Source organism: Photorhabdus machadonis (assembly GCF_052657765.1).
This window is the reverse complement of the sequence record NZ_CP199761.1, coordinates 2,564,281-2,578,489: the sequence shown is the minus strand read 5'-3', so window position 1 is coordinate 2,578,489 and position 14,209 is coordinate 2,564,281. Positions and strand designations below refer to the sequence as shown.

Annotated in this window: 14 protein-coding genes and 1 pseudogene; 7 read left to right on the top strand and 8 right to left on the bottom strand. The window is 41.2% G+C overall.

Going from position 1 to position 14,209, the window contains the following annotated elements; all coding sequences use genetic code 11:
• Nucleotides 1-77: 77 nt before the first annotated feature.
• The 3 genes from tyrS to anmK all read right to left on the bottom strand — a co-directional run bounded on the left by tyrS (nt 78) and on the right by anmK (nt 3,286).
• The gene (tyrS, locus tag ACUN2T_RS12275) at nt 78-1,352 is read right to left on the bottom strand and encodes a tyrosine--tRNA ligase (RefSeq protein WP_445497693.1); all 1,275 of its coding nucleotides are present in this window, start codon (nt 1,350-1,352) and stop codon (nt 78-80) included.
• Nucleotides 1,353-1,471: 119 nt separating this feature from the next.
• The gene (gene pdxH / locus ACUN2T_RS12270; protein WP_445497692.1) at nt 1,472-2,125 is read right to left on the bottom strand and encodes a pyridoxamine 5'-phosphate oxidase; all 654 of its coding nucleotides are present in this window, start codon (nt 2,123-2,125) and stop codon (nt 1,472-1,474) included.
• Between the two features lie 48 nt (nt 2,126-2,173).
• On the bottom strand, nt 2,174-3,286 hold the full coding sequence (gene anmK, locus ACUN2T_RS12265) for an anhydro-N-acetylmuramic acid kinase (RefSeq protein WP_445497869.1): 1,113 nt from the start codon (nt 3,284-3,286) through the stop codon (nt 2,174-2,176).
• Between the two features lie 344 nt (nt 3,287-3,630).
• On the opposite strand from anmK, the gene ACUN2T_RS12260 reads away from it, so the two are divergent.
• Entirely contained in the window at nt 3,631-4,101 is a 471-nt protein-coding gene (locus tag ACUN2T_RS12260) for an outer membrane lipoprotein (RefSeq protein ID WP_023045584.1), read from the top strand.
• Nucleotides 4,102-4,313: 212 nt separating this feature from the next.
• Here the strand turns inward: ACUN2T_RS12260 and slyA are convergent, their stop codons facing one another.
• A complete protein-coding gene (slyA, locus tag ACUN2T_RS12255) occupies nt 4,314-4,745 on the bottom strand; it encodes a transcriptional regulator SlyA (RefSeq protein ID WP_021325608.1) in 432 nt (143 codons plus the stop codon).
• Between the two features lie 558 nt (nt 4,746-5,303).
• A complete protein-coding gene (locus tag ACUN2T_RS12250) occupies nt 5,304-5,543 on the bottom strand; it encodes a DUF1289 domain-containing protein (protein WP_445497691.1) in 240 nt (79 codons plus the stop codon).
• 172 nt (nt 5,544-5,715) lie between these two features.
• Between ACUN2T_RS12250 and gloA the strand changes: the two genes are divergently transcribed.
• Both gloA and rnt read left to right on the top strand, forming a co-directional pair.
• The gene (gene gloA, locus ACUN2T_RS12245) at nt 5,716-6,129 is read left to right on the top strand and encodes a lactoylglutathione lyase (RefSeq protein WP_445497690.1); all 414 of its coding nucleotides are present in this window, start codon (nt 5,716-5,718) and stop codon (nt 6,127-6,129) included.
• Nucleotides 6,129-6,785, top strand: coding sequence for a ribonuclease T (gene rnt / locus ACUN2T_RS12240; protein WP_445497689.1), 657 nt, complete (start codon nt 6,129-6,131; stop codon nt 6,783-6,785). The genes gloA and rnt overlap by 1 nt, the downstream gene beginning before the upstream one ends.
• A gap of 114 nt (nt 6,786-6,899) precedes the next feature.
• On the opposite strand, the gene ACUN2T_RS12235 is transcribed toward rnt, so the two are convergent.
• Nucleotides 6,900-7,247: a Grx4 family monothiol glutaredoxin gene (locus ACUN2T_RS12235; protein WP_387467068.1), complete on the bottom strand. Its 348-nt coding sequence runs from the start codon at nt 7,245-7,247 to the stop codon at nt 6,900-6,902.
• Nucleotides 7,248-7,536: 289 nt separating this feature from the next.
• Here ACUN2T_RS12235 and ACUN2T_RS12230 point away from each other — a divergent pair.
• Nucleotides 7,537-7,644: pseudogene (locus ACUN2T_RS12230) on the top strand (superoxide dismutase [Fe]); the annotation flags it as partial.
• Between the two features lie 494 nt (nt 7,645-8,138).
• Complete coding sequence (gene purR, locus ACUN2T_RS12225) at nt 8,139-9,164, top strand: HTH-type transcriptional repressor PurR (RefSeq protein WP_445497688.1); 1,026 nt, start codon at nt 8,139-8,141, stop codon at nt 9,162-9,164.
• Nucleotides 9,165-9,170: 6 nt separating this feature from the next.
• Here the strand turns inward: purR and punR are convergent, their stop codons facing one another.
• Nucleotides 9,171-10,079 carry a DNA-binding transcriptional activator PunR gene (gene punR, locus ACUN2T_RS12220; protein WP_445497687.1) on the bottom strand — a complete coding sequence of 303 codons (909 nt, stop codon included), beginning with the start codon at nt 10,077-10,079 and terminating at the stop codon, nt 9,171-9,173.
• Between the two features lie 146 nt (nt 10,080-10,225).
• Between punR and punC the strand changes: the two genes are divergently transcribed.
• Together punC and cfa are read left to right on the top strand one after the other, a co-directional pair.
• Entirely contained in the window at nt 10,226-11,425 is a 1,200-nt protein-coding gene (gene punC / locus ACUN2T_RS12215; protein ID WP_445497686.1) for a purine nucleoside transporter PunC, read from the top strand.
• 297 nt (nt 11,426-11,722) lie between these two features.
• Complete coding sequence (gene cfa / locus ACUN2T_RS12210; protein ID WP_445497685.1) at nt 11,723-12,880, top strand: cyclopropane fatty acyl phospholipid synthase; 1,158 nt, start codon at nt 11,723-11,725, stop codon at nt 12,878-12,880.
• 52 nt (nt 12,881-12,932) lie between these two features.
• Here the strand turns inward: cfa and ACUN2T_RS12205 are convergent, their stop codons facing one another.
• On the bottom strand, nt 12,933-13,910 hold the full coding sequence (locus ACUN2T_RS12205; RefSeq protein WP_445497684.1) for a leucyl aminopeptidase: 978 nt from the start codon (nt 13,908-13,910) through the stop codon (nt 12,933-12,935).
• Nucleotides 13,911-14,209 lie beyond the last annotated feature (299 nt).

Here is a 14,209-nt window from a genome sequence, read left to right as displayed (position 1 = left end):
TTACCTATGCCCCTGGGATGCGTTCACTTGCCGCCGCGCTGCAACTTGAAATCTATTGGGTATATACGCAATGTGGGTTATTCCCAGCAGATCAAACAATCGTGTTTTTTACCACGACGCAACAATGTGTAACGACCAAACAGACGATTACTGTCAGTAAACACATACTCAGGTTCAGGCTGTTTTTCACCATTAACCGCAACAGCGTTGGAACTAATCATAGTCCGTGCTTGACCACGGGAAGGGACTAACCCAGCATTAACCAGAGCCTGTTGCAAATCTGCGCCTTTTTCCAGCTCGATTACCGGCATACCATCCTGCGCCAGTTGAGCGAAATCCTCTTCGGTCAAATCAGCGACCGCACCGGAGAACAAACTTTCGGTAATACGTTTAGCGGCGGCCAACCCTTCTGCACCATGTACCATGCTGGTGACTTGTTCCGCCAACACATACTGGGCACGAGGCGCTTTGCCACTGTTTCTGTCTTCTTCTTCCAAAGCCTCAATATCTTCAAGACTCATAAAGGTAAAGAATTTCAGGAAGCGATAGACATCGGCATCCGCAGTGTTAATCCAGAATTGATAGAATTTGTATGGACTGGTTTTCTTCGGATCCAACCAAACAGCCCCACCTTCTGTCTTACCAAATTTAGTGCCATCAGATTTAGTAATCAGCGGAACAGTCATACCAAATACTTGTTTCTGGTTGATACGACGGGTTAAATCAATACCAGAAGTAATATTCCCCCACTGGTCAGAACCACCAATCTGCAACTCAACGCCATGTACTTCATTCAAGCGGGAAAAGTCATACGATTGCAGCAAGTTATAAGAAAATTCAGTGAAAGAAATACCTACATCATCACGATTCAAACGCTGTTTAACCGCCTCTTTATTAATCATTTGATTAACTGAGAAATGCTTGCCAATATCACGCAGGAAAGTCAAAACATCCATGTTGCCAAACCAATCATAATTATTGGCTGTTTTAGCGCTGTTTTCACCACAATCAAAATCCAGGAAAGGTGAAACCTGCCGGCGGATCTTTTCTACCCACTCTTTAACGGTATCTTCGGTATTCAATTTACGTTCAGTGGCTTTGAAACTGGGATCACCAATCAAACCGGTAGCCCCACCAACCAACGCCACAGGCTTATGCCCAGCCAGTTGGAATCGTTTTAAACACAGCAAGGGAACCAGATGCCCCAAATGCAAGCTGTCAGCGGTCGGATCGAAACCACAATAGAGGGAAACAGGGCCTTGCGCCAGTCTCTCTACTAACGCATTTTCATCCGTAACCTGGGCAATGAGGCCCCGCTCTTGCAGTTGTTTTATCAGGTTATTGCTAGACATTAATGACTCCATCAGTTTGTTTATTTCGTCTGTTGTATAAATCGCGATTCAAAAAGAGTGCGGCATAGCATAAAGCGCCAATACTATAAGTGCCAGTACTAAAAATAGTAATCCACGATTTATGGTGCAAGCCTATCAATATGCCAGCTATCACCTTCCCGTTGATAAATAAACCGGTCATGGAGCCGATTTGCACCACCTTGCCAAAACTCAACAGAATCAAAGGTCACTTTAAATCCCCCCCAAAAGCTGGGTAAAGGAACCTCACCATTTAGGAATTTCTGTTTTAGCTCAAGGAATTTCCCTTCCAAAACACTGCGCGTGGAAATACGGGAAGATTGTTGCGACACCCATGCAGCAATCTGACTATCTTTGGGGCGACTATGGAAATATTTCACTACTTCAACAGGAGAGAGACGTTCAGCTTTACCCAGAAAAGACACTTGCCTTTCCAGTGGATGCCAAGGGAAATGAAGGCTGATTTTGTTATTCTGCGTCAAATGTTTTGCTTTTCGGCTGCCTAAATTTGTATAAAAAACCAAACTATTAGCATCAAAATGCTTCAATAACACAATACGTTGATATGGTTGCCCATCCTCATCGACCGTTGCGATACACATTGCCGTTGGATCATACAATTTGGCTTCACATGCCTGCTTGAGCCAACGTTCAAAAAGTTCGATGGGTTCTTTGGTCAAGTCTTTACGTCTTAACCCACCACGGACATATTCGCGGCGTAACTCTGCAACATCAAATTCATCACGTTCTGACATTATGTAGCTCTGCTTATAACTTGTTAAATACCAGACAGCTTACCATTGTTATTCATTAGTAACAGGATAAATTGCACCTAAAATAGTTTCAGTACTGGCACCAGTAACCGAAGGTAAATTCCCTGAAGCGCCTGACATCGTACGGAATGCTAACCAGGCAAATGCCAGTGCTTCCATATCATCACCACTAAGACCATATTTATCTGTCGGACACACTTCCGTCCCCGGCAATAATGCAGAAAGTCGACTCATTACTTGTGGATTACGCGCACCACCACCACAAACCAGCAGACGCTCACACCCACCACTCAACATGATTTGCTGTGACACAGATACCGCTGTCAGCTCGGCCAGTGTGGCCTGAACATCAACAGGTGATACATCAGAAAAGTTAACCAATTGTGCTTCCAGCCAACTCATATTGAAATACTCCCGGCCGGTACTTTTAGGGGCTGGCCGTGAAAAATAGTGATCAGAAAGCATTTGTCTGAGTAAGCTGTGATTGACGACACCTTCTCGTGCCCATTGGCCATCTTTATCATAAGGTTTTTTCTGATGGCACCATACCCAGCTATCCATCAACATATTACCCGGGCCTGTATCATACCCTTTAACTAACGATCCAGGTAACAGCGTCGTTATGTTAGCAATACCACCGATATTGAGAATTACCCTGCGCTCTGTTAGATGACCTAGCACAGCGAAATGAAAAGCCGGAACTAATGGCGCACCTTGCCCGCCATATGCCATATCCCGCCGGCGAAAATCACCAACAGTGGTCATCCCGGTTAAAGCCGCGATACGGTTATTATCGCCAAGCTGCATAGTGAAAGGCGTATGACTGTCCGGCTCATGCCAAACGGTCTGCCCATGACATCCCACTGCAATGATATCGCTTGTCGTTAACCCCGTTTTAGTGAGTAAACCTTGTACAGCCTCAGCGAATAAAGAACCCAGTTCATAATCTAACCGACCTATCGCAGATAATGTCGTTTGTTGCCCCTGACAAACTGCGAGAATTTTTTGCTTCAGTTCATAGGGAAATGGATGTGAATAACTGGCTTGTTGAGCAACAACTTTATCGCTGATTGCTGCAAGCACCACATCAACCCCATCCAGACTTGTACCCGACATAACACCAATATAACGACCTGACTTCATAACCATTAATTTGCCTTCCTGCTTAGAACCTGTCTTGATAAAATCAGAAACCACACCAATAACTATAAAGCGCGGTGGTTTTAGCTGTATATGGTTAATAGGAAAACAAAGGAATAAAACCTAAGTTTTGGAAACAACTTCACAAAAATGTGGAATTTTTCATTAATAGCTATTTCTTTTAAAAATCTCTATTGACGTTTAATATATGTTTAGCACTAGATTGCTAATGTACCGACTATTCTATCCGAATAAATTTTTTATTACTTGTTGCCAATGCCGGTTGTAGCTTGGTTGCCCATAAGCTATCAGATTTCCGCAGTCAGGCATCAAAATCAGGAGTTACTATGTTTAAGCATTTTTTAGTTAGCGCGGTTGCAGTCGCATCATTATCAGGCTGTGTCAACACCGATTCCCTTTCTGGTGATACCTATACTGCCGGACAAGCTAAACAAGTCCAGACAGTCTCTTACGGTACAATTGTTTCCGTTCGTCCTGTCAATATTCAAGCAGGCAGCAATGAGAATGTATTAGGTGCTATCGGTGGCGCAGTTCTGGGTGGCCTGGTTGGTAATACTATTGGTGGTGGCAGTGGTAACACATTGGCGACGGCTGCGGGTGCAGTTGCCGGTGGTGTTGCAGGCCAAAACATTCAGGGGGCACTCAACACAACTAAAGGTGTAGAATTGGAAATTCGTCGTGACAGCGGTGAAAGCATCATTGTTGTTCAAAAACAAGGCAAAACAGTCTTCAGTAAAGGCCAACGTGTCAGAATCGCAGGCCAGGGCAATAATCTGACAGTTTCACCTCGACAATAAAATAATATATACCCAATAGATTTCAAGTTGCAGTGCGGCGGCAAGTGAACGCATCCCCAGAAGCATAGATAATGATGTGACTGGGGTAAGTGAAAGCCGCCAACAAAGCAGCAACTTGAAAGATGAAGGGTATAGATAAGAAAACCGTGACTTCATCTTTGTAAGTCGCGGTTTTCTTTCATCTGGTTAGCATTTCATGGATATCGTCATTACTATCTACTCTGTAATTGGATAATATTTTGCTCTAATTTCTGTACTAAAGTAGAAAGAAAAGCAAGTTCCTCGCGTGAAATACCATCCAGAATCTCATTTCTTGTCGATTCAATAACACCATCTAACTCCCTAATAACCGATGCAGAGTCTTCAGTCAGCTTGATTCTTTTTGCACGACGATCATTGGCACAAGTATGCCGGGTGATAAGTCTTTTTTCCTCAAGCTGATCTAATGTTCTGACTAAAGATGGTTGTTCAATACCGATAGCTTTCGCCAACTGTATCTGAGATTGCTCCTGGGGTAACCGGCTAATATTGTATAGCGTTACCCAATGAGTCTGAGTTAATTCCAACGGCTTTAAACGATAATCAATTAAAGCACGCCAAATACGGACTAACCGTGCTAGATCTGATCCCAATGTAGATTCCAATTGTCCCTCCTTAAATAACTAGCCTACTAAACATAACAGCCAAATTTTTCTAAATCAGGCTAATTAGCCTTAAAAAGTATATATAATTTCTGTGTAATCACAGTAAACTCTTAGTAACTAACTAATTCAGGTAACTATAACCAAGAACAACTAAACTTAAATTCAATTTAGAACAAAACAATTAACATACAATATTTTTAACACAAAAACTATCAGAACTATGAATACAAACAAATAGAAACCAATAAATATCATTCAATACTTTATTCCAAGTACTATAAGGATAGCTGTCATCTAAATGCTAAGCTATCTATTTTTACATTAATGTTGTTTTTATTTTACATTTGTCACACAATCAAACTATAAATTCCATTTAAAACATAAAGTTACAAAAACATTCAAAATAAAAACCGATAGCCTTCCCGTTAAGCAATAAATAAAAAAATAACAAACAAAACACCGTAAATTATAGTAGAACATTTATAACTTCGCCAAAAATATAACCCTATATAAGTAAATCATTGAATTGTTAACTCTAATAACCTCAAAATTTTCTAATTAAAACAGTGATGGTTGCTCAGGTAGTTCTTCATCTGTCTGATTTTGTGCTCTCACTGCACGTAAATATCTTTGTCGGCACAATCTCAATACTTCACGCTTTTGCCCGCCTGACATTTTTATCCAATTAAATCTTTCTTCCCGGCTGCGATAACATCCCAAACAAAAACCCCGCTCATTAGCCTGACAAATTCCTCGACAAGGACTGGGAATAGCAAAGAACTCTAGTTGCTCGACCATCACATCCCCTTTCCTATACAATTCATATACTATATTTAATTATAAACCCAGATGAGAATAAATTATAATTATGGATAAATTGAACTGTAACCGTAAGACACGTTATAGTTAGTGGTTTTTGTGTGACCTGTCGCACAAAAATACTGGTAAAACCATTAAATGAGAGGTAATTATGCGCTTACTCCATACCATGATCCGCGTTGGTGATCTGCAACGTTCCATTGATTTTTATACTGAAGTATTAGGGATGCGCCTACTGCGCGTCAGTGAGAATACAGAATATAAGTACTCACTCGCCTTCGTTGGCTACACAGATGAAAGCGAAGGGGCGGTAATCGAGTTAACTTATAACTGGGGAGTTGACCATTATGCGATGGGAGATGCCTTTGGTCATATTGCATTGGGTGTCGATGATGTCGCAGCCACTTGCGAATCTATTCGCAAAGCAGGTGGTAACATTACCCGTGAAGCCGGTCCGGTAAAAGGTGGAACAACCATTATTGCTTTCGTTGAAGATCCAGATGGTTACAAAATTGAACTTATCGAAAACAAAAATGCCAGCAACGCCCTGGGTAACGCAATCTGATGTCTGACAAAAAAGAGCCAAACGTCCTTAGTGGGCGTTTTCGAGGTTATTACCCTGTCGTTATTGATGTTGAAACTGGCGGCTTTAATGCCAAAACAGACGCGTTACTTGAAATTGCCGCCATCACACTGGAGATGGATAATCAAGGTTGGCTGGTGCCCAGCGAATCACTTCATTTCCATATTGAGCCATTTGAGGGAGCAAATCTTGAACCAGCAGCCCTAGAGTTTACCGGCATCGATCCATCAAATCCGCTACGTGGCGCAGTAAGCGAATATGAAGCTTTGCACGCTATTTTTAAAATGGTTCGTAAAGGGATAAAAAACAATCATTGCAGTCGGGCCATTATCGTTGCGCACAATGCTAACTTTGATCATAGCTTTGTTATGGCTGCCGCAGAACGCACCAGACTGAAACGGAATCCGTTTCATCCATTTGCGACTTTTGATACGGCGGCTTTAAGTGGCCTGGTATTAGGACAAACGATTTTAGCAAAAGCCTGTTCCACAGCCGGGATCGCATTCGATAATAATCAGGCTCACAGCGCCTTATATGATACTGAGCGTACCACTGAATTATTCTGTGAAATGGTTAATCGCTGGAAACAACTTGGTGGCTGGCCCTTAGCGATAACAGAAGAAGAAAAAACCGGATAAACTTATAGCTAACGATAAGATTAATTCAATCAAATTGAAATTTAAGCAATAACAAAAACCCCCATATTTCAACATATGGGGAGATAGCATCATAGCCTGTCGCTAATTTAAAAATTACTCTGTCGCGTTTTCGTCCTGAGAGCGATATTTATCAGCGGCTTCTTTAATTAATGTTTGTAACTCACCACGCTGATACATCTCAATGATAATATCACATCCACCGACCAACTCACCCTCGACCCAAAGCTGAGGGAAAGTTGGCCAATTAGCATATTTTGGCAATTCTGCACGAATATCTGGATTTTGCAAAATATCTACATAAGCAAAACGTTCACCACATGCAGATAAAGCCTGAACCGCCTGTGCAGAAAATCCACAATTTGGTAATTTAGGGGAGCCTTTCATATACAGCAGAATCGGGTTCTCTTTAATTTGGCGCTCAATCTTATCAATAGTCGTCATTTTTATTTCCTTTAAACCAACAGTATGTTGATAACCAACATCGTCACAATATTGGCGGAGAATACCATTTTCTTTCACCAATATGCATCCTGATATTTTCTTATCCTGGAACGGATGGTTTCTTGTTGACTGTTATTTATCGTGGAAGTTGTTAAGATAATTAGCAAAAATAGCCACACAATAATTAGCTTCATTTGCTCTTCGCCATGCTTTGTCCTACTGAATGCACGATTTACAGGGCACTAAAACCCGAAAAGAAAAGGCGTAATCAATGTCTTTTGAATGACCCATTCTGCCTTATGCTAAAGATGCATTAGAACCACATATCTCCACCGAAACACTGGAATACCACTGTGGCAAACACCATAACATTTATGTTGTAAACCTGAATAACCTGGGTTAATCACCATCAGTTTGCCTGATGACCATCCGTACTAACATTCAAAGGGCAGATAAGCCATTGAAGCTGTCTGCCCTTTTTCCTTGCAATATAAAAACCCAATTTTTACATCACCTAATCAACTCAAAACATCAGGCAAAGGTCAAGCAAACAGCGGCAAAAATGGCAATCATCACCAACGTGCTCACCGCAGTAAATAAGCCAAGTTTCAAATCAGTATTCATCGATCCTCCTCTGAATAGAAGTCTATAACCACAAATACCATTCAATTAACATGGTTAATTATCCTTACATTAAGGAAAAAACATAAGATAGCGATCACCTTGTATTTTATAACATTGATTTTTGCTTTCACTTTTGAGCCAGATCAGACAAAATTCAGGATTTATCGCTAACGTATTGCCAGCAGACACCCTAATGTATAAAGATACTGGCAAACGATTAACAAAGAGTTTTAAATTTAGACCAAAAGGTCAGGAGTCTTTCATCTCATGGCAACGATCAAAGATGTGGCTAAACACGCTGGTGTTTCAACCACTACTGTATCCCATGTTATTAATAAAACCCGTTTCGTCGCCGAAGATACCAAGGCTGCCGTTTGGGCTGCTATCAAAGAACTGAATTATTCACCCAGTGCCGTTGCCCGCAGTCTGAAAGTTAACCATACAAAATCGATCGGATTACTGGCAACGTCCAGCGAAGCCCCCTATTTCGCTGAAGTTATTGAATCTGTTGAAAACAGTTGTTATAGCAAGGGCTATACGCTGATTTTGTGTAACTCACACAATAACATTGATAAACAGAAAGCCTATCTGGCCATGCTGGCACAAAAACGGGTGGATGGATTACTGGTGATGTGTTCAGAATACCCGGAACAGTTATTAGGAATGTTGGAAGATTATCGCAATATTCCCATGGTCGTCATGGATTGGGGACAAGCCAGAGGTGATTTCATTGATACTATTATTGATAACGCATTCCACGGCGGTTATCTGGCTGGTCGCTATCTTATTGAGCGTGGTCATCGTGATATTGGTGCAATCCCGGGTCCCTTGGCACGAAACACCGGTGGGGGCCGTCATCAGGGGTTCTTGAAAGCATTAAAAGAAGCCAGCATTCCAATCAGAGAAGAATGGATTGTTCAGGGGGATTTTGAGCCAGAATCGGGCTACAAAGCCATGCATCAAATTCTGAATCAAAAACAGCGCCCGACAGCAGTTTTCTGTGGTGGCGATGTTATGGCAATGGGGGCTATTTGTGCTACTGATGAATTAGGATTACGTGTCCCACAGGATATTTCTGTGATCGGTTACGACAATATACGCAACGCCCGCTATTTCTCTCCGGCATTGACAACTATCCATCAGCCAAAAGAACGTCTGGGACAAATGGCATTTTCCATGTTACTGGACAGAATCGTCAGTAAACGTGAAGATGCACAAACTATTGAAGTACATCCACGTTTGGTTGAGCGGCGTTCTGTCACCGATGGCCCATTTATCGACTATCGCCGTTAATCCTCCCTATACATCCTGAAGCCATTCAGCATTAAGAGTTTCACTATCGCCGAGATAGCCAAGAAGCCAACTTAATGCCGGAGAATGGCTATTTTGCACCCATGTCAAACAACATGGGCTATCTGGCAAAGGCTGCTCTAATGCCAATGCTTCCAATTTCTTCTGCCGGATCAGTGGCATTGCCCTATGCTTAGGCACCATTCCCACACATAACCCCTCATTCAGACAAGCCAGACCAGACTCCCAATCAGGGACCACCAGCCTGCGCTGATTATCGAGAGTCCAGGTGTCACGCTTCGGTAAATTGCGGGATGTATCCTCAAGACACAAGCTAGGATAAGGCCGCATTTGATCATCAGACAGTAGACCGGTCAGCTGAGTCAAAGCATGGCCCGTACTGACGACACACAGCCAAGGCATAAATCCCATATCCCGGAAACTGTACCTTTCCCCTACCGGCGCTACCCGGGTGGCACCGATTGCAACATCAACCCGGCTATCCACCAGCGCGTCCCATACACCATTGAATACTTCCTGATGAATAAACAGCTCTATATCAGGAAAATGGTGATAAAAATCAAGAATAAGCTGACGACTGCGTTCTGGTTTAACAACACGGTCAATAGCAATACTGAATTGCCCTCTCCAGCCATTTGCAACCTGTTGGCATTGATGACGAGTGTCAATCATTTTTTTGATAACAGCACGCGCCTCTTTGATAAAAATACTGCCTGACTCCGTTAATTCCACATCCCGGTGACGACGTTCAAACAACGGGACGGCAAGCCATTCTTCCAGTTGTCTTACGGTATAACTGATTGCCGAAGGGACACGGTGAAGTTCTGATGCAGCAGCACTAAAACTTCCCGTTCTGGCAACAGCATCCACAACTTCAAGTGAATATTCTGACCACATAATTTTACCTTTCAATTTTTTTCACAGCATTATCCAAATATTACCGTTTCACAAGTAAAAATCACGGCATATAGAATATGTACAAATATTCTTATCTACCTACACAGCAAGTTATTTCAATCATGATATCCAAAGAGAGTAATCAAATGAAAAACTCAGGTCAGTTCATGTTCTACCTTGCAGGCTTGAGTATGCTAGGTTACCTGGCTATTGATATGTATCTACCGGCATTCGGCTCTATGCAACAAGAATTGGGCACATCGGCGGGAGCAATCAGTGCCAGCCTGAGCATCTTTCTTGCAGGCTTTGCCTTTGCTCAACTTTTATGGGGGCCTCTTTCAGATCGCTTTGGAAGAAAACCTATTATCATCATCGGGTTATTAATGTTTTCTGTCGGCTGTCTGGGTATGCTTTGGGTAACAGACGCCACGCAACTTTTAGTTTTGCGTTTTATCCAAGCCATAGGTGTTTGTTCAGCGGCGGTTTCATGGCAAGCATTAGTTATTGATCGTTATGATGCCAACCGTATCAAACGCGTTTTTGCCACGATTATGCCCCTAGTCGCACTTTCCCCTGCTCTGGCACCTTTGATGGGCGCCTGGCTGTTACAACATGGCGGCTGGCGTATTATTTTCCTGGTATTACTGGCAATTACATTATTACTGCTGTTGCCTACTCTATTCCTGCAAGAAAACCGCAAAAAAAACAGTGAGACTGAAACGCAGAAAAGCCATGTATCTTTCTTTACGTTACTAAAATCGCCGGTGTTCAGTGGCAACGTCCTGATATTTGCATCATGCAGTGCTGGTTTTTTCGCCTGGTTAACAGGTTCGCCTTTCATTCTTAGTCATATGGGATATGACTCAAACGACATCGGTCTGAGTTATGTACCTCAAACGTTAGCCTTTATGGCTGGTGGTTATGGATGCCGCAGTATCTTAACCAAAATAAGGAGTGAAATTGTTTTCCCTTATCTGTTGGCTGGTTATGCTGTCAGCATGATTGTGCTGTATTTAATCGCAACATTCAGCGAACCAACTCTGTTGACAATTCTAGTCCCTTTCTGTTTTATGGCCGCTATGAATGGTGCTTCATATCCCATTGCAGTCTCTAATGCTTTATCCGCTTACCCACAAGACAGTGGAAAAGCCGCCGCATTGCAAAACACGCTCCAATTAGGACTCTGTTTTATTGCCAGCCTGGTTGTTTCAGCATTTGTCAACAATCCACTTATATCGACAACCACTGTCATGGCTTCTACCGTTATTCTGATGGCACTAGGATATTTTATACAGTGGGAAAAAAAAGCTGATCGCTGTATTCAAGTTGTTGAAAAACATTCCTGATATTAATCAAATCGTTACTTCAATAAAGACTGTTAATTATCAATTAATTACAGTCTTTATTTATTAATTGATGAAACAATTTTCCGCTTTTATACTCATACAAGTTCCTTATTTTAAATAACCTGAATTTGAGGTTTTCAGGAACAACGATGGCCCCCATTAAGTTTATGGATTAGTAATTTTTAGGGTTTCTCGCTTTAATTTTTTGCTATTTTTTGCATTTTGCTCCCTCGCATTCTGCTTTGTTAGCGAAAACGAACCCCCTCAATATTCCACCACCCTAACCCTGGAGAGTATATGAGTTCATCGCACATTGAAAACCAAAAAACCGTCACTAATTCCAATTCCTGGCAGCGAATTGCCAATGACATGCTACAAGAAGCAGGGGTTCAGATTAATGGTCACAATCCCTATGATATCCAGGTAAAAAATCCTGATTTCTATAAAAGAGTTTTACAACAGGGTTCAATGGGATTAGGTGAAAGTTATATGGCTGGCTGGTGGGATTGTGAGCAGTTAGATATTTTCTTTTATCGCGTTTTACGGGCTGGATTAGAAAATAAAATTCCCAGTAATTTCAAAGATACACTGAAAATCGCAATAACCCGCTTACGTAATTTACAAACGCCAAAACGGTCATGGATTGTCGGTCATAAACATTATGATTTAGGCAATGATCTTTTTACCCGTATGCTTGACCCTCATATGCAATATTCCTGCGGATACTGGAAACAAGCTGAAACATTAGAACAGGCTCAACTTGATAAATTGAAGCTCATCTGCAAGAAATTAAAGCTCTCTCCAGGTATGACCTTGTTGGATATTGGGTGTGGTTGGGGAGGGTTATCGCTTTATGCTGCGAGAAACTATGGTGTTTCCGTAACCGGTGTAACCGTTTCAGTTGAACAACAGAAATATGCACAGCAACAATGTGAAAATCTGGACGTAAACATTATTCTGAAAGATTATCGAGATTTACATAAGCAATTTGATAGGATTGTTTCTGTTGGTATGTTTGAACACGTCGGACCGAAGAATTATTCAACTTACTTCGACGTTGTTCAAAGAAACCTAAAACCTGATGGTTTATTCCTGCTGCACACCATCGGCTCCAACAAAAGTAAAGCCAGCGCTGATCCGTGGATCAGCAAATATATTTTCCCCAATGGCTGCGTGCCTTCTATTGAGCAAATAGCACACACCAGCAAAAACCATTTTGTTATGGAAGATTGGCATAATTTTGGTGCAGATTATGATCGCACACTGATGGCCTGGTATGAAAGATTTATTGCCCGTTGGCCGGAGATACAAGATAGCTATAGTCCAACATTTAAACGCATGTTTAGCTATTATCTGAATGCCAGTGCAGGTGCATTTCGTGCGCGCGATATTCAATTATGGCAAATCATGTTCAGCCCAAAAGGTATTGAAGGTGGGTTACGGGTAGCCCGGTAATTAACCCAAGGCTACAGTGGGAACCCACTGTGGCTTATAAATATATTTTTCACTAACGAAAATAACCAATATAGCCATTATCAAAAAAGGTCGTTTGATCAAATGCTATTTTTCCACCAGAAAATATCAAATCTAAATGATGGCTTCCCTTTACACCGCCTCCCAAGCCAAGATGTAAACCAGGATGGCGTTCTTCAAAACCCGCATTTCTGCCGTAAAGCGCTTTCACTCCCGTGTTGGTACCAATACCAAACTCTTCAACAACGCGATTTCCGTGATTATGGTTTAGATATAAATTAAAGTCTCTATTAAATTCCGCATTGTCACAATCAAACCCAATGATTTCACCTTCTTTTATATTTATCGTCATCATATCATTGACAACCCCATATTTTATGGCAAATGGCGCAGTACTCAAAAAAGTGCCACTAAAACTAACACTACCATTAAGATTCTTTATATGGCTCGCAATTTCTCCAGGAATAACATCAAGATTTCCATTACCATCAATGGACGTCCACTTATGGCCTTTCTCCAAATAACCTATAATTGAGTTTCCTTGCTTATCTGTATATTGAATCTTCTGTGATTGACTTGATAGTTCAATCAACTTTTTGTTCCTTTCTGCTATTGATGTTTGTGGTTCACTAAATGCCTCAATAAAATGAGGGCCATAATCTTTAAACAGTACTGATTTCTTCCACGATTCAGTAATAAATTTTCTTATTTTGATTAAATATTCTGGCCCTTGTGGAGATGCATTCTTTAATGTTGATGATGCGTAAAGAAAAATAAATAAATCACAATCGGATATTTTTTGTTTTACATCGTCTATTGATGTTTCTTCTAAAAAAGCGAAATCAGATTTTACATTAAAATTCTTTTTATACCCATGCATCTTTTGTGCAATATCGCTATGCTCAGTATCAGATCCAATCAATATCTTTATACATTCACCCTTTTTTACTTTATCCGAAATTGCAGGGTGATATGATAAACAGCAATACATATTTTCAAAGCTTTTATCCATGAGGGCAATCCTATTTATTTTTAAGTAAGGGGGAGCCCCCTTACTTCAACTATAGAGAACCGCTAAGGGCTTTATTATAGGAACCATTAAGGCCAAAGTGCTGTACCGAAAGGCACAACAGCTTGTGCATTCATCATTTCAACAGCATCATCATGCGTCGGTTCTTCAAGCCATTCATCTAATTCAATCGCGTTTTCCATTAAAGTAGTCTCTAAGAATATAATTGTAAGGTTAACCTGCACTTTACGAGAAAGCGCATTAACACAATAATAACAATATAAACTATATCAAGTAACATA